General features: G+C 54.2%; 18 protein-coding genes and 1 CRISPR repeat array. Of the genes, 7 read left to right on the top strand and 11 right to left on the bottom strand.

The window, feature by feature from the left end:
• Positions 1-10: 10 nt before the first annotated feature.
• The 4 genes from csy1 to cas6f are packed head-to-tail and all read left to right on the top strand — an operon-like array spanning position 11 to position 3,890.
• Positions 11-1,351, top strand: coding sequence for a type I-F CRISPR-associated protein Csy1 (gene csy1 / locus Dpoa569_RS03415; protein WP_042872680.1), 1,341 nt, complete (start codon positions 11-13; stop codon positions 1,349-1,351).
• On the top strand, positions 1,348-2,301 hold the full coding sequence (gene csy2, locus Dpoa569_RS03420) for a type I-F CRISPR-associated protein Csy2 (RefSeq protein ID WP_042872679.1): 954 nt from the start codon (positions 1,348-1,350) through the stop codon (positions 2,299-2,301). Before csy1 ends, csy2 begins: the two co-directional genes overlap by 4 nt.
• A gap of 16 nt (positions 2,302-2,317) precedes the next feature.
• On the top strand, positions 2,318-3,331 hold the full coding sequence (csy3, locus tag Dpoa569_RS03425; RefSeq protein WP_042872677.1) for a type I-F CRISPR-associated protein Csy3: 1,014 nt from the start codon (positions 2,318-2,320) through the stop codon (positions 3,329-3,331).
• A 4-nt stretch (positions 3,332-3,335) separates the two neighbouring features.
• Positions 3,336-3,890, top strand: coding sequence for a type I-F CRISPR-associated endoribonuclease Cas6/Csy4 (cas6f, locus tag Dpoa569_RS03430; protein WP_042872676.1), 555 nt, complete (start codon positions 3,336-3,338; stop codon positions 3,888-3,890).
• Positions 3,891-4,019: 129 nt separating this feature from the next.
• A CRISPR array of direct repeats spans positions 4,020-4,468; the repeat unit is 29 nt; unit sequence GTTCACTGCCGCACAGGCAGCTTAGAAAA.
• A gap of 477 nt (positions 4,469-4,945) precedes the next feature.
• Here the strand turns inward: cas6f and Dpoa569_RS03435 are convergent.
• From Dpoa569_RS03435 to Dpoa569_RS03445, 3 genes are all read right to left on the bottom strand, one after another.
• Complete coding sequence (locus tag Dpoa569_RS03435) at positions 4,946-6,139, bottom strand: amino acid aminotransferase (protein WP_042872674.1); 1,194 nt, start codon at positions 6,137-6,139, stop codon at positions 4,946-4,948.
• Between the two features lie 41 nt (positions 6,140-6,180).
• Complete coding sequence (locus Dpoa569_RS03440; RefSeq protein WP_042872671.1) at positions 6,181-6,795, bottom strand: YitT family protein; 615 nt, start codon at positions 6,793-6,795, stop codon at positions 6,181-6,183.
• Between the two features lie 249 nt (positions 6,796-7,044).
• A complete protein-coding gene (locus Dpoa569_RS03445) occupies positions 7,045-7,521 on the bottom strand; it encodes an Lrp/AsnC family transcriptional regulator (RefSeq protein WP_042872669.1) in 477 nt (158 codons plus the stop codon).
• A 764-nt stretch (positions 7,522-8,285) separates the two neighbouring features.
• Between Dpoa569_RS03445 and Dpoa569_RS03450 the strand changes: the two genes are divergently transcribed.
• Together Dpoa569_RS03450 and bhsA are read left to right on the top strand one after the other, a co-directional pair.
• Positions 8,286-9,053, top strand: coding sequence for a transporter substrate-binding domain-containing protein (locus Dpoa569_RS03450; protein WP_042872666.1), 768 nt, complete (start codon positions 8,286-8,288; stop codon positions 9,051-9,053).
• A gap of 243 nt (positions 9,054-9,296) precedes the next feature.
• A complete protein-coding gene (gene bhsA, locus Dpoa569_RS03455; protein ID WP_042872664.1) occupies positions 9,297-9,545 on the top strand; it encodes a multiple stress resistance protein BhsA in 249 nt (82 codons plus the stop codon).
• 128 nt (positions 9,546-9,673) lie between these two features.
• Here the strand turns inward: bhsA and alr are convergent, their stop codons facing one another.
• Together alr and dnaB are read right to left on the bottom strand one after the other, a co-directional pair.
• On the bottom strand, positions 9,674-10,750 hold the full coding sequence (gene alr, locus Dpoa569_RS03460) for an alanine racemase (RefSeq protein ID WP_042872663.1): 1,077 nt from the start codon (positions 10,748-10,750) through the stop codon (positions 9,674-9,676).
• Positions 10,751-10,823: 73 nt separating this feature from the next.
• Complete coding sequence (gene dnaB, locus Dpoa569_RS03465; protein WP_042872660.1) at positions 10,824-12,227, bottom strand: replicative DNA helicase; 1,404 nt, start codon at positions 12,225-12,227, stop codon at positions 10,824-10,826.
• A gap of 108 nt (positions 12,228-12,335) precedes the next feature.
• Here dnaB and Dpoa569_RS03470 point away from each other — a divergent pair, with 108 nt between their 5' ends.
• Positions 12,336-13,331 (top strand): quinone oxidoreductase, encoded by a 996-nt coding sequence (locus tag Dpoa569_RS03470; RefSeq protein WP_042872658.1) that lies wholly within the window; start codon positions 12,336-12,338, stop codon positions 13,329-13,331.
• 544 nt (positions 13,332-13,875) lie between these two features.
• On the opposite strand, the gene pspG is transcribed toward Dpoa569_RS03470, so the two are convergent.
• From pspG to Dpoa569_RS03500, 6 genes are all read right to left on the bottom strand, one after another.
• Entirely contained in the window at positions 13,876-14,151 is a 276-nt protein-coding gene (gene pspG / locus Dpoa569_RS03475) for an envelope stress response protein PspG (RefSeq protein ID WP_042872656.1), read from the bottom strand.
• Between the two features lie 191 nt (positions 14,152-14,342).
• Positions 14,343-15,281: a tRNA dihydrouridine(20/20a) synthase DusA gene (dusA, locus tag Dpoa569_RS03480; RefSeq protein ID WP_236614476.1), complete on the bottom strand. Its 939-nt coding sequence runs from the start codon at positions 15,279-15,281 to the stop codon at positions 14,343-14,345.
• 235 nt (positions 15,282-15,516) lie between these two features.
• Entirely contained in the window at positions 15,517-16,161 is a 645-nt protein-coding gene (locus tag Dpoa569_RS03485) for a restriction endonuclease subunit S (RefSeq protein WP_050569505.1), read from the bottom strand.
• Positions 16,158-17,156 carry a virulence RhuM family protein gene (locus tag Dpoa569_RS03490; protein WP_042872654.1) on the bottom strand — a complete coding sequence of 333 codons (999 nt, stop codon included), beginning with the start codon at positions 17,154-17,156 and terminating at the stop codon, positions 16,158-16,160. Before Dpoa569_RS03490 ends, Dpoa569_RS03485 begins: the two co-directional genes overlap by 4 nt.
• Positions 17,153-18,709 carry a type I restriction-modification system subunit M gene (locus Dpoa569_RS03495; protein WP_042872651.1) on the bottom strand — a complete coding sequence of 519 codons (1,557 nt, stop codon included), beginning with the start codon at positions 18,707-18,709 and terminating at the stop codon, positions 17,153-17,155. The genes Dpoa569_RS03490 and Dpoa569_RS03495 overlap by 4 nt, the downstream gene beginning before the upstream one ends.
• A gap of 83 nt (positions 18,710-18,792) precedes the next feature.
• Positions 18,793-18,954, bottom strand: a complete 162-nt coding sequence (locus Dpoa569_RS03500) for a helix-turn-helix domain-containing protein (protein WP_456073100.1) — start codon at positions 18,952-18,954, stop codon at positions 18,793-18,795.
• Positions 18,955-18,979 lie beyond the last annotated feature (25 nt).

The following is an 18,979-nucleotide window of genomic DNA, read 5'->3' on the forward strand; positions in this document are numbered from 1 at the left end:
AGGAGGAGGCATGGAAGAGAGTGAATTAACGCAGTTTATTGTCAGTTATATCGAAACCCGAAAGCAGGCCAAGCTGGATGCCTTCGATAAAGCCGCCGACAAACAACGAGCGGCGTTAAGCGGTGAGGCGCTGGCCGCAGCGGAGTTAACGTTGGCGCAGAAGCGGCGCAAGATAGAACATGCTTACGAGGTACGTACTTGGTTGACGGATGCCGCCTCTAAAGCGAACCAAATAAAACGAGCAACGCATGTTTTGAAATTTACCCACAGTTCAGCAAAAGGAAGTAGTCGATTAGATTTGTTCAAGGATCTATCGCTACCTTTTTTATCCACGGCATCATTAAGTCACCCAGTTTTAGATACTGCGGTTGATACGGCGGCGGTTCTTGGTATTGCAACATTCTTGACCGAAGAGCATCAGGGTGATTCGCTGGTGGCGGCGTTACAGCGCGGTGACCACCGCGCACTGGAAGCGCTGGCGGAAAACGCAGAGCAGCTTACACAGTGGCTGGCCGGGTTCGGGCAGGTGTTAAGTGATAAGCAACCCAGTTCCCACAAGCTGGCAAAGCAGATCTATTTTCCGGTGGGTGACGGCGAATACCACTTACTCAGTCCGCTTTATTCCTCTTCACTGTCGCAGGCGCTGGACCAACGCCTGAACGCGGTGCGCTTTGGCGAGCAGGCTAAAGCTATTCGCAAGGCCCGGTATGAGAAGCGCTGGCACGATGAGGTTGATGTCAGCTACCCCGGTATTGCAGTGCAAAATATGGGAGGTGGTAACCAGCAAAATGTCTCTGCCCTAAATGTCAAACGTAATGGTCGCTCCTATCTGCTCAGCTGTGCGCCGCCACAGTGGCGCAGTCAGGATAAACCGCCGCTTGATCATGACACCATCTTTCGTGAACGAGGCGAGGTGGATGCACTGACCTATGCCGATCGCCGTGATATGCGGCAATTCCTGCTCAGCGTCAAAGACGTGGACAACAACCGCGATATTCGCAATCAGCGTCGGCGCTACCTCGACCAGTTGATCGATACCTTGTTTGGTTATGTCGCCACGGTGCAAAACCTGCGCCCGGCAGGCTGGAGCAAGGATTCCCGCCTGAATATTCCTCTGCAACTGTGGCTTGACCCATTTCGCTGTCGGCAGGATGACGCTTTCTGCTATGCACGCGAAGGGGGGGACTGGAAGGAACAGGTCGCTCGCGAGTTTGGCCTGTGGCTGAATGCGCGATTGCAGCATGAAAAACTGATTTTCGGCGAGGTGGAGCGCCGCGAGTGGTCAACCGCCGCGCTGTTTAAGCAGCGCCTGCGGGAAACTGAGCGGACGCTGAAGGAGGAACTGGCATGAGCAGCCTGATGATTCTGCGGCGTATTGTGGTGGAAAACGCCAGCGCCATTGCCGGGCACACCTACGGCTTTCCCGCCATCAGCCATTTTCTCGGCTTTACCCATGCGTTGTCGCGCCAGTTGCAGGCATCCCACGGTTTGAGGCTGGAAGGCTGCGGCGTGGTGTGCCATCAGCATCAGGTTCACGCTTACGGCAACGGCTGGAACCGCAGCTTTGCGCTGACGCGTAACCCGCTGACTAAAGAAGCCACTACCGCCTCCTTTAATGAAGAGGGGCGAATGCACCTCACCGTGTCGCTGCTTATCGAATGCCACGGCATGTTGCCCGGTGAAGACGGGCGCGAGGCGCTTCGCCAGCAGGTGCGGCAACAGGCACAACAGCAGCGGCTGGCGGGTGGGCTGATTGTGGATATCGAACAGGTGAGCTTCCATGACATGCCTGCCGATGAGGGCAAGACCCGCAGCCTGATGCGTCGTTTACTGCCGGGCTTTGTGTTGCTGGACCGCACGGCGCTGTTATCGTCGCATCTTGACACCCGGCAACAGGCTGATGCACAGGCGGACATGCTGGACGCCTGGCTCGATTTCGCTGCCCTGAAATTCCAGGCGGTGCGATCTTCTGATGATGTGGTGAGCTGGCAGCCACTGCCGAAACCGCAAGGCGGCTATCTGGTGCCGCTGATGACTGGCTACCGCGCCATTTCGCCGCTGTACGCCCCCGGCGAGGTGGCGAAAACCCGCGACCCGTCCACTCATTTCTGTTTTGCCGAAGCGATTTACGGCATTGGCGAATGGCGCGGCGCACACCGCATTGACGACATCAACCGCCTCTTTTGGCGTTACCACTATCAACACGACAATCAACACCACACCTACCGTTGTCTGCAAACCGTCAACGACGCAGACGGCACGGCAGATGATGATTATCCAGAACTTGAATTCAACTACTGAGACAAGGATTGAAACCATGGCAAAAGCAGCAACCCCCTTGAAAACCGCATCGGTACTGGCGTTTGAGCGCAAACTGGCGAACTCCGATGCGCTGATGCTGGCGGGTAACTGGCAGCAGGAGAACTGGAAGCCAGTGGTGATTCAGGAAAAATCGGTACGCGGCACCATCTCCAACCGGTTAAAAAACGCCATCAGCAGTGACCCGGCTAAACTGGATGCCGAAATTCAAAAACCCAACCTGCAAACGGTAGATGTAGCAGCGCTGCCGTTTGATGCCGACACGCTGAAAGTAGCTTTCACCCTACGGGTGCTGGGTAATCTGGCGCTGCCGTCGGTCTGTAACAGTCAGGATTATCAGCAGGCGCTGACGGAACTGATTAACGGTTACGCCCGCGAGCCGGGCTTTGGCGTGCTGGCAGCACGTTACGCTGAGAACATCGCCAGTGGTCGTTTTTTGTGGCGCAACCGTATCGGCGCAGAAGCGGTGCAGGTGGTGGTGACGCAACCGCACAACGATAAGCGCTGGGCATTTAACGGCGAAGACTACTCGCTGCGCCAGTTTAGCCAACCTTCAGGCGCATTGGCTGAGCTGGCTGCGGTGATTGAGCAGGCGCTGGCGGGCAGCGATTCGGCGTTTTTCCGTGTGGAAGCGCAGGTGAAACTGGGCAACGGGCAGGAGGTGTTCCCTTCGCAGGAACTGGTGCTGGATGAGCGCGCCCGCAACGGCAAGAGCAAAATTCTGTATCAGGTTAACGGTGTGGCGGCGATGCACTCCCAGAAAATCGGCAATGCGCTGCGCACGGTGGATGACTGGCACCCGGAAGCGGCAGAAACCGGGCCGATTGCGGTTGAACCCTATGGTTCTGTCACCAGCCGTGGCCGTGCGTATCGCCAGCCGAAAGATAAGATGGATTTTTACACCCTGCTGGATAACTGGGTGATCAAGGGCAACGTGCCAGACGTGGCGCAGCAGCACTACGTGATCGCCACACTGATTCGCGGCGGGGTGTTTGGCGAAAAAGGCGAGTAACCCTATGGATCACTATATCGAGATTCGGGTGTTGCCCGACCTGGAGTTCAGCGCGGTGCAGTTGCTAAGCGCGCTGTTCGCTAAGCTGCACCGGGCGTTGGGGCAGCAGGCGACAGGCGCCATCGGTGTGAGCTTTCCGGATGTGAGCAAAACGCTGGGGGAACGGCTGCGGTTGCACGGTAGCGTGCAGGCGCTGACGGCACTGGAACAAACCGGCTGGCGCACAGGGCTGCGCGACTATAGCACCATCACCAATGTATTACCGGTGCCAACTGGTGCGCAGTACCGCACCGTGCGGCGGGTGCAGGTGAAAAGCAACGCCGAGCGCCTGCGCCGCCGGGCGGTGAGCAAAGGCCGGATGACTGCGGACGAAGCCGCCACCCGCATTCCCTACGCGGTGGAAAAACGCACCTCGCTGCCGTATCTGCCGCTGCGTAGCCTTTCCAGCGGACAAACGTTTTTACTGTTTGTCGAGCACGGCCCGCTGCAGGACAAACCGGTCGCCGGTACCTTCTCCAGCTACGGCTTAAGCGCGACCGCCACCATCCCGTGGTTTTGACCCTTTTTTTGCGGCCAGTTGTAACGTATTGATTTTTAATACCGCAATCTGGCCGCCAGAAAAAAGGGTTTTCCCGGAAAAACGGCGGTTTTTCTTTAACAATCAGGCAATAAGCAATTATTTGCTACAGTTCACTGCCGCACAGGCAGCTTAGAAAAGTTGGCATCGAATTCAAAAGAGCGATTGATTGTTCACTGCCGCACAGGCAGCTTAGAAAAGCAAAGCAGCGCTCACCGCATCGGACAAGATGTTCACTGCCGCACAGGCAGCTTAGAAATCGCTGAGGCAAAATTGAAGGCGTCGCAGATCGTTCACTGCCGCACAGGCAGCTTAGAAAAGTTGGCATCGAATTCAAAAGAGCGATTGATTGTTCACTGCCGCACAGGCAGCTTAGAAAACTCTCGCACGTTGATTGTGTCTATTGGGTGGGTTCACTGCCGCACAGGCAGCTTAGAAAAGCAAAGCAGCGCTCACCGCATCGGACAAGATGTTCACTGCCGCACAGGCAGCTTAGAAAAAAAATCAATCGTTTTGGCGCGTAGCTTCGCCGTTCACTGCCGCACAGGCAGCTTAGAAAATCATTAAAGCGGCTCTGTTCCGGCCCTTTGGGTTCACTGCCGTACAGGCAGAGGTTGACGGGTTTACTGGCGTTAAAACTACGCTGAGGTGGGCGACTTCGCCGGATGCACGGCATGGATGCCGTGCAAGCCCATTCCGCGTAAGGAACGCGTAATGGGCGGTCCGAACAGCGAAGGCGAACGCCGAAGGCACCGCGTCAGCGGCGTAGTTTAGCCATCAAGCCAGAGGTCAAGGAGAGGTGGCGCTTGCACCTCTCCTTGTCGTGCGTGCGATGATGTGGCAAAGAAGCGACACGGTTTATCCCGCACGAAACCATCCACCGCCCTTGCATACATTCGACAGGCATATTCGCCAGCAACCCCCGCTGTTTGCCAACAGCCCATCCCCGGCGGGCATAGCCGTTTCCTGCAAGGAAAAAAATCCCCCAACCGTTACCGGCTGGAGGAAAAGGGGCGTAAAAAAGTGAAAGGAATAACTTACTGTACGGCAGCGAAAGCCGCCGCCACGCGCTGTACGTTGTGATGATTTAACCCGGCGATGCAGATACGGCCACTGGCGATAAGATATACGCCGAATTCTTCGCGCAGGCGGTCTACCTGTGCGGCGCTAAAGCCGGTGTAGCTGAACATGCCGCGCTGGGTCAGCAGGTAGTCAAAGTTGCGCTCCGGCAGCGCTTTTTTCAGTTCGTTCACCAGCGTCTGGCGCATTTCCAGAATACGCAGGCGCATTGCTTCCACTTCTGCGTGCCAGTTGGCGTTGAGCGTGCTGTCGTTCAGTACGCGCGATACCACCTGTGCGCCGAAGTTCGGCGGGCTGGAGTAGTTGCGGCGCACGGTGGCTTTCAACTGACCGAGTACGCGACTGGCCGCGTCCTGATCTTCACAGACTACAGACAACCCGCCAACGCGCTCGCCATACAGCGAGAAGATTTTGGAAAACGAGTTGCTGACCAGCGCAGGCAAGCCGGCGCTGGCGATAGCGCGGATGGCGTAGGCATCGTCGTCCATGCCGCCGCCAAAGCCCTGATAGGCGATATCCAGAAACGGCACCAGCTCGCCTTTGATCAACACGTCGATCACGCGGTCCCACTCGGCGTGGGTCAGGTCTGAACCGGTCGGGTTGTGGCAGCAGGGGTGCAGCAGCACGATGCTGCGCGGCGGCAGCTGTTTCAGTGCGCCTATCATCCTTTCCACGTTCACGCCCAGCGTGTCGGCGTCAAAGTACGGGTAGGTATGCACCTGAAAACCGGCGCCGGAGAAAATGGCGATATGGTTTTCCCAGGTCGGGTCACTGACCCAGACTTCGGAATCCGGAAAATAACGTTTGAGGAAATCGGCCCCCACTTTCAGCGCGCCGGAGCCGCCCAGCGTCTGGATGGTGGCGACACGCTGCGCGCTAAGCGCCGGGTGGTGCTCGCCGAACAGCAGCGTCTGTACGGCGCTGCGGTAAGCGGCCAGACCTTCCATCGGCAGGTAGACCGATGCCTGCTGCGCTTCGTCCTGCATCTGGCTTTCTGCGGCATTGACCGCGTGTAACTGAGGAATAACGCCCTGGCCGTCGTAATACAACCCGATGCTGAGGTTCACTTTATCAGTACGGGGGTCCTGCTTGAATTTCTCCATCAGGGACAGGATAGGGTCGCCAGCGTAGGCATCGACATTTTGGAACACGGTTGGTCACTCTCCTCAGGTATAAAAAATCAGGCTGTTCGCTAGGCGGTATAGCGGCCAGGGCGATGATTCATGGCGATAATCAGATTCAGCGCCGCTGCACCCAGCACCGAGGCGATCAGCATCGGTATGCTTACCACGAACAGGGAAGCCAGTACAATGGTCACATCTACCGCCATCATGAATTTTCCGGCGCGGATTCCGCTTTTATCTTGTAAATAGAGCGCCAGAATATTCATCCCGCCCAGGCTGGCGCGGTGGCGGAACAGTACGATAAACCCCAGCCCCATAATCAGGTTGCCAAACAGCGTGGCGTAAATCGGTTGCAGGTGGTCAAAGTGAATGAATAACGGGTGCAGGTCGGAAAACAGCGACACCAGCGCCACCGCGCAGAAGGTTTTGATGGTGAACTGCCAGCCCATGCGCCGAATGGCGAGGTAATAAAATGGCAGATTCAGCAAAAAGAATGCGGTACCAAACGAGAGGCGGGTGGCGTAGTGCAGCAAAAATGCCATTCCGGCGGTGCCGCCGGTCAGCGCGCCGGCCTGACGCAGCAAAATCACCCCGAAAGACACCATCAGGGTGCCGATAAGTAGCGCCAGAATGTCTTCCAGCAGCGTGTGTGAAACGGGTTGTGGTGTAATGACGTTATCCATGAAAACGTGCCTGATAAAAGAAGGAATACCTGTCTTTTCAAGCAAAAAGCACACCATCTGGCACGGCTGATGTGGCGAGTTGCCGTTTTTTTACGCAGGAATAACGTTAACTTATTGAAAGAGCTAAATGAATTTATTTACACGTATCGTGTATTTAACTTTTTATTTGTGTATATCTTGTGCGTGCTGGCATCGATTTGTGCGGGAATGATGTGACCCGCACCATCATGAAGCAATGCCTGCACCAAATCAGAGCGCGGAAACCGTTGAGACCATTAACCCATTCTCTTTCAGGCGGTTGAGCACCACCGAGGTTTTCAGGTGCGCCACGCTTTTGTTACGCGCCAGAATCTCGCTGATTAACTCGCTCAGGCCGTGCAGGTCCGCCACCGCGACTTTGAGCATGTAATCTGCGTCGCCAGTGGTTTTGTAGGCATCAATAATGGCATCGACTTCACCCAGCATCTGGTGAAAGTTGTCTACGCACTCCTCGGTGTGATTGAGTAGTCGTACTTCTATCAGGCTCATCAGGTCCAGCCCGACGGCATCCGGCGCCAGCCGGGCGTGATACCCCATAATCAGTTGTGCCTGTTCGAGGGCAATGCGACGACGAGAACACTGTGAGGCCGATAGCCCCACCAGATCGCTGAGCTCCTGATTAGTCAGGCGTCCATTTGCCTGCAGCAGTGTGAGGATCTTCAAGTCAAAATCATCAATGTTGTACATAGCCCTGCTTTCCCAGAAATACAAAAGCTACAGACTAGCAGCTTTTTTGGCTTCCGAAAGTTTGTTGTTTGGCATCCTGATGGGGTCAGCGTGTTTTTTCTGCTGCCCGGCAGCACTGTTCTGGTTCATGGTAGTGCATAGCGACCCGTCAATATGTCGGTTGTGTGCAGATTTTGAACTATTTACACACTAAATCAACGTGATAATCGCATTGCTGCAATAAACGTGAGGTTGAGGATTTTTTTTAGCTGATTCAGTTTGTTAAGTACCTTAAACACGCCCTGCTGGTAAATGGTGTTGGGGTTGGCCTGATAATTGCTGCGTGTGTGACGATATCTGATGCGCCGCTTGTCTTTTCTAAGCTGCCTACGCGGCAGTTCACGATTTAGACAGAGAAGTCAGATCCGCGATGGCTTTCTAAGCTGCCTACGCGGCAGTTCACAAACAATGTCTGTATATTCGCACCCCGGTGTTGTTTCTAAGCTGCCTACGCGGCAGTTCACCGACCGTGAAGCCAACTGACCTGATGGCCTACTTTCTAAGCTGCCTACGCGGCAGTTCACTGTAGCAATTTATCGCTTATGGCTTGATGTTGAAAGGGAAAATTGTGTTTTGGGCTGTGAAACCCTTTTTTTATACCTGCGATTATCATGATTAAAAATCAACAAGTTATACGTAGTCGAAAAAAAAGGGTCAAAACCGACACTCGCTGAAACGGCATGTTACAGTGGCGCGTTTGTCAGACAGCTTTGCAAGGAACTTTCATGAAAAAACGGTTTTCACTGATTCTGTTGTTGGGGCTGGCCGGTAGCGCCAGCGCGGCGTCTCATCTTGATCAGGTTCAGGAACACAGGGTGCTGAAGGTCTGTACCACCGGGGACTATAAGCCGTATACCTCGCTACGTGCGGATGGCAGTTACGAAGGCATCGATATCGCCATGGCACAGTCGCTGGCGAAAAGCCTGGGCGTGAAGGTGGAATGGGTGAAAACCAGCTGGAAAACCCTGATGCCAGATTTTCAGTCCGGTCAGTGCGATATCGCCATGGGCGGGATTTCCGTCACGTTAGATCGTCAGAAAAAGGCGTTCTTCTCCAGCACGCTGGATGTGGATGGCAAGATCCCGCTGGTGCGCTGCGACGACAAGGACAAGTACCAGACAATAGCGCAGATTAATCAGCCGTCGGTGCGGGTCATCGAACCGGCGGGCGGCACCAACGAGGCATTTGTTCACGCCCATTTGCCGAATGCCCATCTGGCGTTGCATGACAACGTGACCATCTTTCAGCAACTGGTGGATAAGCAGGCGGATGTGATGATTACCGATGCGTCGGAGGCGTTGTACCAGCAGAAGCGTTATCCGCAGTTGTGTGCGGTTAACCCCGCTTCGCCAATGCAGTATGGCGAGAAAGCTTACATGTTGCCGCGTGACGACATGAGCTGGAAGTTATATGTGGATCAATGGCTGCATCTGTCGAAATCGACCGGTGAATATCGGAATATAATTTCTGATTGGTTGGGTAAAGTGGAATAAAAGTTGGCTAAATGCGTTTAACGTAATGTAAATTTTTGTGGTTTACCGTATATATCGGAATAATGAACCATTGTTGTGCACCATGAGATAGTTTTTGCTTATCTTTTGGTGCTTTTTTTATTCAATTTTTTTGAGTGCAATCGGCAAATTAACCCGATTTTAACAGCCTGCTAACGGCGCTATCCTGCTTCACATCGAAGGCAATCACGTCTTCCCGACCCGAATAATGTGAAGAGGCTTATCATGAAATCAATCAAAACTGTTGTTGCTGCTATCGCTCTGGCTACTATTTCTTTCGGTTCTATGGCGGCGACTGAAGTGCAGTCGGCATCGAGCCGTGACCTGGGTACCGTTTCCGCCACCGGTTATAATCTGGATGATGTGCAGGCTCAGTTGTCTGCCAAAGCCGATGCCGCTGGCGCCAAATCTTTCCGTATCATCTCCGCTACCGGTGATGACCAGATGCGCGCCGTTGCTGAGCTGTATAACTAATTATTGAGTGCGTTTTTATTCGCTGAACGGCTCAGTGGTTAGTGAGAAAGCCCGAACCCCGGATTATCCGGGGTTCGGGCTTTTTGCGTGATGAGAAGAGGCGATGCTTCGCCATGAGCGCCAGGAGGCTAGCCGATGTACTCCAACTGGGTGCGTGTGGTCAGTCGGGTAACCAGCTCATAGGCGCTGGTGCCGTTGTGGGCGGCGATTTTCTCTACCGGCAGTGGGCCACCCCACAAAATCACTTCATCACCGACCTTATCCTGTGCGTCTGGTCCCAGATCGACGGTAATCATGTCCATCGAGACCCGGCCAGACAGCGGGACTTCGCGGCCATTGATCCACACCGGGGTGCCGCTTTGGGCGTCGCGCGGATAGCCGTCGCCGTAGCCGATGGCAATCACGCCGAGGCGGGTGTCGCGTGGGCTAACCCAGGTGCTGCCGTATCCCACGGGTTCGCCGGCGTGGTGTTCGCGCACCGCAATCAGGTGTGAGGTCAGGGTCATCGCCGGTTTGAGCTGCCATTGGCTGGCATCGCCCTGCGCCAGCGGCGAGACGCCGTACTGGATAATGCCGGGGCGGATCTGATCACGATGAGACTGCGGCCACAGCAGAATCCCGCCGGAGGCGGCGATGGACTGGCGACCCGGTTTGCCTTGCACAAAGGCGTCGAAACAGTCGAGCTGGCGTTGGGTGGTGTCTGCCTGTGGTTCATCGGCGCGGCAAAAGTGGCTCATGATGTTCACCGGTTGCACTACGCTGGAGCAGGCGCACAGTCGGGCATAAAACACGTCGGCGTGTTCCGGCAGCACGCCAAGACGGTGCATTCCGGTGTCGATCTTCATCCAGACGGTCAGCGGGTGCGTCAGGCGCGCCTGTTCCAGCGCCGCCAGTTGTTCTTCGCAGTGCACGGCGGTTTCCAGCTGGTGTTCGACCAGCAGCGGCAACTCCTCGGCGGCAAAAAAGCCTTCCAGCAGCAGGATGGGTTTGGTGATGCCGGCGGCGCGTAGCGCCAGTGCTTCGCTGAGACGGGAAACGCCATAACCGTCGGCGTCGGAAAAGGCGTGGGCGGCTTCCACCGCGCCGTGCCCGTAAGCGTTGGCTTTGACGATGGCGATCAGCCGGCTTTGTGGCGCCATCTTCCGGATACGTTGCAGATTATGACGCAAAGCCTGACGATCAATGACGGCGGTTGCCGTTTTCATTCTGAGTCCTTAGTGCATGTATTTATCATCGACGGTGATGTCGTTATCCGCGTGATGTATTCATCAGCGTAATTTATTCATCATCATATTGTGGCCCGGCGTAATTGTCGAAACGCGACCACTGCCCGTTAAAGGTCAGGCGTACGGTACCAATCGGCCCGTTACGCTGCTTCCCTATAATAATTTCCGCGATGCCTTTCAGATCGCTGTTTTCGTGATAGACCTCATCACGGTAGATAAACATGATCAGGTCCGCGTCCTGCTCGATGGAGCCGGATTCACGCAGGTCGGAGTTGACCGGACGTTTATCGGCGCGCTGTTCCAGACTACGGTTGAGCTGCGACAGCGCGATAACCGGTACTTGCAATTCTTTTGCCAATGCTTTGAGCGAGCGGGAAATTTCAGCGATTTCCAGCGTGCGGTTGTCAGACAATGAAGGAACCCGCATCAATTGCAGGTAGTCGATCATGATCAGGCTCAGCCCGTCGTGCTCGCGGAATACCCGGCGGGCGCGGGAGCGCACTTCGGTAGGCGTCAGGCCAGAGGAGTCGTCGATGTACATGTTGCGCTTTTCCAGCAGCAACCCCATGGTGCTGGAAATGCGCGCCCAGTCCTCGTCGTCGAGCTGGCCGGTACGAATGCGGGTTTGATCGACGCGCGACAACGAGGCCAGCATACGCATCATGATCTGCTCGCCGGGCATCTCCAGACTGAAGATCAGTACCGGTTTTTCCTGCGTCATGGCGGCGTTTTCACACAGGTTCATGGCGAAGGTGGTTTTCCCCATGGAAGGACGTGCCGCCACAATAATCAGGTCTGATTTCTGCAAACCGGCGGTTTTCTTATCCAGATCCTGATAACCGCTGGACACGCCGGTGACGCCGTCATGCGGGCGCTGATAAAGCTGTTCGATGCGCGACACGGTATCTTCCAGAATACGGTCGATACTTTTGGGGCCTTCATCCTTGCTGGCGCGGTTTTCCGCTATCTGAAACACGCGTGATTCGGCCAGATCCAGCAGTTCTTCGCTGCTGCGGCCTTGCGGGTCGTAGCCCGCATCGGCGATTTCGTTGGCGACGGCGATCATCTCGCGCACCACCGCACGTTCACGCACGATGTCGGCATACGCGCCGATATTCGCCGCACTGGGGGTGTTTTTCGCCAGTTCCGCCAGATAGGCGAACCCGCCGGCGGATTCCAGCTCGCCTTTTTGCTCCAAAGACTCTGACAGGGTGATCAGGTCAATCGGCTTGCTCATTTCCAGCAGGCGCTGCATCTCGTTGAAGATCAGCCGGTGGGCGCGGTTGAAAAAGTCGTTGGCGGAGACGCGCTCGGCGACGTTATCCCAACGCTCGTTGTCGAGCATCAACCCCCCTAGCACCGACTGTTCCGCTTCGATGGAATGGGGCGGAAGTTTTAGCCCTTCTACCTGACGGTCGCGGGATTCTGCCGGTTTAGTTGGTTTTTTTTCTGCCATGAAACGCGTTCTTTACGGGTTGATTTACCTTAAGTGATGGGAGCATTGTATATCCTAAACACAGAATGACATATCGTCCGATGACCAGAATAGAGCGAGGAGATCATCATGGCCAAACGTATTCAGTTCAGCGACCACGGCGGGCCGGGAGTGCTGGAGTATGTGGATTACACGCCGCGTGAGCCGGGCCTTAACGACGTTCAGGTGGAAAACCGCGCCATCGGCGTGAATTTTATCGATACCTACTTTCGTTCCGGGCTGTACTCGCCGCCGTCGTTTCCTTCTGGTCTGGGCACCGAAGCGGCTGGCGTGGTGGTCAAAGTCGGGGCTAATGTGCAACACCTCAACGTGGGTGACCGCGTGGTGTATGCCCAGTCTGCGCTGGGCGCGTATAGCGAGCGGCATAACGTACCGGCGGACAAAGTGACGTTGTTGCCGGATGACATCAGCTTTGAGCAGGCGGCGGCGTCCTTCCTGAAAGGGCTGACGGTGTATTACCTGTTGCGCCAGACCTATGAAGTGAAGCCGGGCGAGATATTTTTGTTCCACGCGGCGGCAGGCGGCGTTGGGCTTATCGCCTGCCAGTGGGCGAAAGCGTTGGGGGTGAAGCTTATCGGCACCGTCGGTTCTGATAGCAAGGCCGAACTGGCAAAACAGGCGGGAGCCTGGGCCACCATTAACTATCGCAAGGAAGATATCGTCCAGCGGGTGCTGGAATTGACCCACGAAGAAAAAGTCTCGGTGGTGTATGACTCGGTCGGTAAAGACACCTGGGAAGCCTCGCTGAACTGTCTGAAACGGCGCGGGTTAATGGTGAGTTTCGGCAACTCGTCTGGTCCGGTGACCGGGGTCAATCTCGGCATCCTTAATCAGAAAGGGTCGCTGTATGTGACCCGGCCCTCGTTGTTCAGCTATATCACCAACCGGCAGGAGCTGGAACAGGCCAGCCGCGAGCTGTTCGGGTTGATAGCCAGCGGCGCCATCAAAGTGGAGGTGCCGGATAGCCAGAAGTTTGCGCTGGAAGATGCGCAGTCCGCCCATCGCGCGCTGGAAAGCCGCAGTACTCAAGGATCATGCCTGCTGATTCCGGGTTCCGGATCATAATGAAGCGTGTGGTGATCCGTTAGCACGTGCGCCTTGTTGTACTTCACGTAAGCAGGCGGCGGGATGAAGAGCGGGTTATTCAGAGAGGGTATCTGGAAAAAATAACACCGGCTCGTTAAGAACCGGTGTTATTCCGCAGGCGGTTTAGCCATGCGGTTAATTTCATCAACTGTATGTAGGGTACAGTGTGGAACTCGTCATGAAGGTGCCGCTGTGTGGCTATTATTTTCCTGACGATGATGAAATCGTGTATACCCAAAATAATTCGAGTTGCAGGCAGGCGGCGACGCAGCGAATCCCCAGGAGCTTACTCAAGTAAGTGACTGGGGTGAGCGAGGAAAGCCAACGCACCTGCAACTTGAAGTATGACGGGTATAGTGGGTTTCCCTTGAACCGGGAACCACTAAACAGTAAGCGCTATGCTAACAGCCACAATAAGGAAAAAATATTTGCTGGCGCACAGTTTCATATTTAATACGTTTGCCGCCAGCGTGGTATTACCTGGTATTTTCGTTTGTGATTCAGTCGTTTCCTTCTTCTTTTCTTACCAGTCATTGCCCCGGCGGTGACGCCAGTCGTATTTTTTGCGATACCGGTAGCGGTATGTGCCGCACACTGGCCCGCCCTGATACCCGCGCCACAGCCACACCACCACGATCGCCAGCAGTAGCCACGGCAGTACTTTTATTGCTATCGCAAACAGTCCGGCAGCCAGCATAAAAATGGCGGCAACAAACAGTGCCGCCATCACCCCCAGCAGTGACACGCCGGTAACCAGCAGCATGATAAAAAAACCAATAACGAAGAAAATTTCCAGCATGGTGTGCTCCTTAGCCGTTAGATCGCGTCTTGCGCAGGGGAAACGATTATTCTGCGTGCCGCATGATGCTTACAGGAGGGGTATTACAAGAAGCGTGCCAGAAGTTGTCGCTGATAACTGATTGATTTATCAGCGACAGTCAGCAGAGTGGCGATACTGTGTTAGTCAAAAAGACCAATAGTTGGTTTTTTTCAGGCTACATTAACCAGCGCCAGCGCGCGTTCCACCACGGTGGCGTCTGCGCCGGGTTTATGGGCATTTTCGCTCAGATAACGCCGCCACTGGCGTGCGCCGGGCACGCCCTGAAATAAACCCAGCATGTGACGGGTGATATGGCCTAACGCGGCGCCGCCGGAAAGCTCACGTTCGATATACGGGTACATCGCCTGCACCACGGCGGCCTGATTCGGCACTGCTGTGTTTGCCCCAAACAGCTCGCGGTCAACCTGCGCCAGTATGCCGGGGTTTTGATAGGCTTCGCGGCCCACCATCACGCCATCTACGTATTGCAGGTGCTGTTGCGCCTCAGTCAGCGTTTTGATGCCACCGTTAATCGCCAGCGTCAGCGAGGGGAAATCGCGCTTGAGTTGATAGACGCGCGGGTAGTCCAGCGGCGGGATTTCCCGGTTTTCTTTCGGGCTTAAGCCGGAAAGCCAGGCTTTGCGGGCGTGCACGATAAAGGTATCGCAGCCGCCCTGTTCGGAAACGGTGCGGATAAAATCGCATAAGAATTCGTAGCTGTCCTGATCGTCGATACCGATGCGGGTTTTCACCGTGACCGGAATGCTGACGCGCTCGCGCATCGCTTTAACGCAGTCTGCCACCCGTTGTGATTCCGCCATCAGGCTGGCGCCGAAACGGCCATTTTGCACCCGGTCGGACGGGCAGCCGACATTGAGGTTGATTTCGTCATAGCCGCGCTGTTCCGCCAGTAGCGCGCATTGCGCCAGCGCTGCCGGATCGCTGCCGCCAAGCTGCAACGCCAGCGGATGCTCTTCCTCGCTGTAGGCCAGATAATCCCCCTTGCCGTGCAGAATCGCCCCGGTGGTCACCATCTCGGTGTACAACAGCGCGTTATGACTCAGTAACCGGTGAAAGTAGCGGCAATGGCGATCAGTCCAGTCCAGCATCGGGGCAATTGAGAATCTCTGACGGTGGGCAGGCTTGCCGGGTGCGGTCTCAATGCCTGATTTCACGGGGTTTTCACTGATGGGTTTCTGAGTCATTTACGGGTGTTTCCAGACACATGTTGATTAAATCATCTCCCTCGCAGCGCCATAGCGGCGGCACGCCTCACGGTTGTGGTGTTCGGCGAGGATACAAAACATCACGCCGACACAGGCACAAAACGCGAGGGCCTTACCGTCAGGGAATATACAGGCGAACGGGTAGTATAGCGGGAATCCCATCTCTTTGGCAGACAGCGTGTCCCAACGTCTTCCACTCCACGTCACCATCTTCAAAACGCAATAACTGGTCGCGGTAGTGGTTGTATTGTTTTTTGCGGGCGGTAAGCGCGGTGAAGGTGTCCAGTATACGGACGATTTTGGCCTGGATTTCCAGCGATTTTTTAGGGTTATCTGGGCAGGGGATGGGGATTTGAAGTTTCTCAACCGCAGCTATTGATAAGCGTGGGATACTTGCCCTGCGAACCTGAGATGAAATCTCATGCTGTTTTGTTAAAAGAAAATGATACAGGTATTTGTTGTTAATAGCATTTACTTCTGGAAAGGAATAAACATCATCTGCCGCCCAGAATGCAATATTGCTAAAACCAATCTCGCCAGCTGCTCCTGCCACAATCACAAAGGCTGTTCCAGCTTGCACATTACTTTCATGGTAGTAGCCGAGCGGCTTCATGCTATTCTGATATACGGCATAACTGCCGACTTCTTCTAATTGGCTTTTGACGAGTCGTCTCCCGCGCTGAGGTGAAATTAACTCGCCCACCTTGATCCACTCCACCCCAACCCCATCCAGCAACTTGTCCAAAAAATTCATTGCGCTCATTTTTTTCGGCTCTCTTTTTTCGCCTGTTTTTCCAGCGTGGTAATGGTTTTCAGGTAGTCTTTTTCCACATTGGCGAGCGTTTTGGCTTTATATTTCTGGTATTCCAGCTTGGCTTTATTCACTGCTTGGGTGTGCGATATGTTGCCGGCATTGTCCAGTAGTTTTCTCCCGGTGGAGTTTAAAATACTGTCCAGCTCGCGTACATAATCAGCCATGCGCATTTCACGCTGTTCTATGGCGTTTAATTCGGCCAGATCAAAATAGGCTGAAACCAGATTATTCAGTACACGCAGTTCTTGCTCGCTGAGGTAGTTTTTGGCAATCATGGCTTCGGCCTGAGTTGGGTGGCTACCTTTGAAATTGCTTAAACCCGCAAAAGGTTTATCGCTATCTACGCGTAGATAGATAATTTCACTAGCGGTATGACCATGAGCAGCATAGTGCAGTTTGTTTTGTACGATTTTAAAAAACTGAAAACTTTGTTGGCTGTTAGGATCGTAATCGGTTGCGGTGGCATACAGATCCAGCACCTGGCGGTACATGACTTTTTCGCTAGAGCGAATGTCACGAATGCGATCGAGCAATTCTTTCCAGTAATTGCCACCGCCAAGATTTTTTAGGCGTTCATCATTTAAGGCAAAGCCTTTTTCCAGATACTCTTTCAATACCGTGGAAGCATAGCGCCTGAACTGAACGCCGCGCACTGAACGTACACGATAACCCACAGCCAGAATCATATCGAGGTTATAGTATGCGATACTTCGCGAAACCTCGCGTTCTCCCTCTTTTTGAACTGTCAACTCATGGTTGACAGTTGCCTTTTCATCCAGCTCCTGGTCATCATAAATGGCCTGAATATGCTTGCTGATATTTTGCTTAGTGGTTTGAAAAAGCTCGGCGATTTGCAGTTGTGATAACCAAACTGTGCCGTTTTCCAGTCGTAAATCAATGTTCGTTATACCGTCTTCGGTGGTATAGATGATGACGTCGCTCATGCCTCCGGCTCCTTGCCTTCAATCTCCGCGACGATGGCGTCAATGTCTTTGCGTAGTTGGTCTATTCTGGCCACGGTGGCTTTCAGCTCGGCATTAAGCTCGGCAATATCCACCACTTCTCGGTTGTCTTTGGCTTCCACATAGCTGCTGACCGACAGGTTGTAGTCATTAGCAGCCACCCTCTCAAAAGGTATGGATTGAGCAAAATGGTCCACATTCGCTTTGCTGGCGAACACCTGCATAATTTGCTCAATATGTTCGTCCAGCAGCACGTTATTATTGGTCTCTTTTTTAAACAGACCGCTGGCGTCAATAAACTGGGTATGGGTATCGGTTTTGTGTTTCGAGAGCACCAGAATATTCACCGCAATGGTGGTACCAAAAAACAGGTTGGGTGCCAGAGAAATCACGGTTTCAACATAGTTGTTATCGACCAGATATTTCCTGATCTTCTGCTCGGCCCCGCCACGGTAGAAGATGCCGGGAAAGCAGACGATGGCCGCGCGGCCTTTGGCTGAGAGGTAGCTGAGTGCGTGCAACACAAAGGCAAAGTCGGCTTTGGATTTAGGTGCGAGCACGCCTGCCGGGGCAAAACGGTCATCGTTGATCAGGGTCGGGTCGTCTGAGCCTATCCATTTCACTGAATAGGGCGGGTTGGAGACGATGGCATCAAAAGGTTTATCGTCGCCAAAATGCGGTTCCCTGAGGGTATCACCCAGTTGGATATTGAACTTGTCGTAGTTGATGTTGTGCAAGAACATGTTCATCCGCGCCAGGTTGTAAGTGGTGTGGTTGATTTCCTGGCCAAAGAACCCCTCTTCGATGATGTGGGCATCGAAGTGCTTCTTGGCTTGCAGCAGCAGTGAGCCGGAACCGCAAGCCGGGTCGTAAATTTTGTTGACGCTGCTCTGACCATGCATAGCGAGTTGCGCGATCAACCTGGAAACATGCTGGGGGGTGAAGAACTCGCCACCGGATTTACCGGCATTGGCGGCATAGTTGGAGATAAGGAACTCGTAGGCATCGCCAAAAAGATCGATATGGCTATCTTCAAAGTCACCAAAATCCAGCTCGGCGACCCCTTTTAGCACCGCTGCCAGACGAGCGTTTTTGTCTTTTACTGTGTTACCCAGGCGATTGCTGGTGGTATCAAAGTCGGCGAATAGCCCCTTGATGTCTCGCTCTGACGGGTAACCGCTAGCCGACGCTTCAATGTCAGCAAAGATGTAGGCGAGATCGGTATTCAGGCTGTCGTTGGTATGGGCATTTTTAGCCACGTTGACGAAGAGATCGCTGGGGCGGATAAAGTAGCCCTTGGTCTTGACGGCATCTTCTTTGATTTCTGGTGTGATGACGCTATCGGGCAGTTCTGCGTAGTTGATGCTGTCATCACCCGCTTCGATATAGTTGGCAAAGTTCTCGCTGATAAAGCGATAAAACAGGGCGCCCAAGACATACTGCTTAAAATCCCACCCATCGACAGCACCACGTACTTCGTTGGCAATGGCCCAGATCTGGCGTTGCAGGGCGGCGCGTTGCTGGCTACTTGTCATGCAGTTATTCCTGTTTTAATCCGTTTTATTGGTGTCACTGAGTGTCATGCTTGAATGAGTATTAGCTTTTAAAATAAGCGTATTTAAGGGGGAGTCAGTTCGAGTAGTTCTCCTACCTGGCACTCAAACAGTAGGCACAGCTTTTCAATGGCTTCCAGATCCACCTTCTGCGCCGTCTCTTTGTAGAGCAGCGTCACTGTGGCGCGGCTTAGCCCGGTTTCTCTGGCAACGTCGGCAATACGCATTTTGTGTTCACCCATCATACGAGCG

The sequence above is a fragment of the Dickeya poaceiphila genome, from assembly GCF_007858975.2.
GTDB classification, from domain to species: domain Bacteria; phylum Pseudomonadota; class Gammaproteobacteria; order Enterobacterales; family Enterobacteriaceae; genus Dickeya; species Dickeya poaceiphila.

Excerpts from the sequence above, each read along its gene's own strand:
- Dpoa569_RS03485 (WP_050569505.1), bottom strand. The coding sequence starts at position 16,161 with ATGAGCGCAATGAATTTTTTGGACAAGTTGCTGGATGGGGTTGGGGTG.
- dusA (WP_236614476.1), bottom strand. The coding sequence starts at position 15,281 with ATGCTGGACTGGACTGATCGCCATTGCCGCTACTTTCACCGGTTACTG.
- Dpoa569_RS03445 (WP_042872669.1), bottom strand. The coding sequence starts at position 7,521 with ATGTACAACATTGATGATTTTGACTTGAAGATCCTCACACTGCTGCAG.
- Dpoa569_RS03450 (WP_042872666.1), top strand. The coding sequence starts at position 8,286 with ATGAAAAAACGGTTTTCACTGATTCTGTTGTTGGGGCTGGCCGGTAGC.
- csy3 (WP_042872677.1), top strand. The coding sequence starts at position 2,318 with ATGGCAAAAGCAGCAACCCCCTTGAAAACCGCATCGGTACTGGCGTTT.
- Dpoa569_RS03470 (WP_042872658.1), top strand. The coding sequence starts at position 12,336 with ATGGCCAAACGTATTCAGTTCAGCGACCACGGCGGGCCGGGAGTGCTG.
- alr (WP_042872663.1), bottom strand. The coding sequence starts at position 10,750 with ATGAAAACGGCAACCGCCGTCATTGATCGTCAGGCTTTGCGTCATAAT.
- dnaB (WP_042872660.1), bottom strand. The coding sequence starts at position 12,227 with ATGGCAGAAAAAAAACCAACTAAACCGGCAGAATCCCGCGACCGTCAG.
- pspG (WP_042872656.1), bottom strand. The coding sequence starts at position 14,151 with ATGCTGGAAATTTTCTTCGTTATTGGTTTTTTTATCATGCTGCTGGTT.
- cas6f (WP_042872676.1), top strand. The coding sequence starts at position 3,336 with ATGGATCACTATATCGAGATTCGGGTGTTGCCCGACCTGGAGTTCAGC.
- Dpoa569_RS03495 (WP_042872651.1), bottom strand. The coding sequence starts at position 18,709 with ATGACAAGTAGCCAGCAACGCGCCGCCCTGCAACGCCAGATCTGGGCC.
- csy2 (WP_042872679.1), top strand. The coding sequence starts at position 1,348 with ATGAGCAGCCTGATGATTCTGCGGCGTATTGTGGTGGAAAACGCCAGC.
- csy1 (WP_042872680.1), top strand. The coding sequence starts at position 11 with ATGGAAGAGAGTGAATTAACGCAGTTTATTGTCAGTTATATCGAAACC.
- Dpoa569_RS03490 (WP_042872654.1), bottom strand. The coding sequence starts at position 17,156 with ATGAGCGACGTCATCATCTATACCACCGAAGACGGTATAACGAACATT.
- Dpoa569_RS03440 (WP_042872671.1), bottom strand. The coding sequence starts at position 6,795 with ATGGATAACGTCATTACACCACAACCCGTTTCACACACGCTGCTGGAA.
- Dpoa569_RS03500 (WP_456073100.1), bottom strand. The coding sequence starts at position 18,954 with ATGCGTATTGCCGACGTTGCCAGAGAAACCGGGCTAAGCCGCGCCACA.
- bhsA (WP_042872664.1), top strand. The coding sequence starts at position 9,297 with ATGAAATCAATCAAAACTGTTGTTGCTGCTATCGCTCTGGCTACTATT.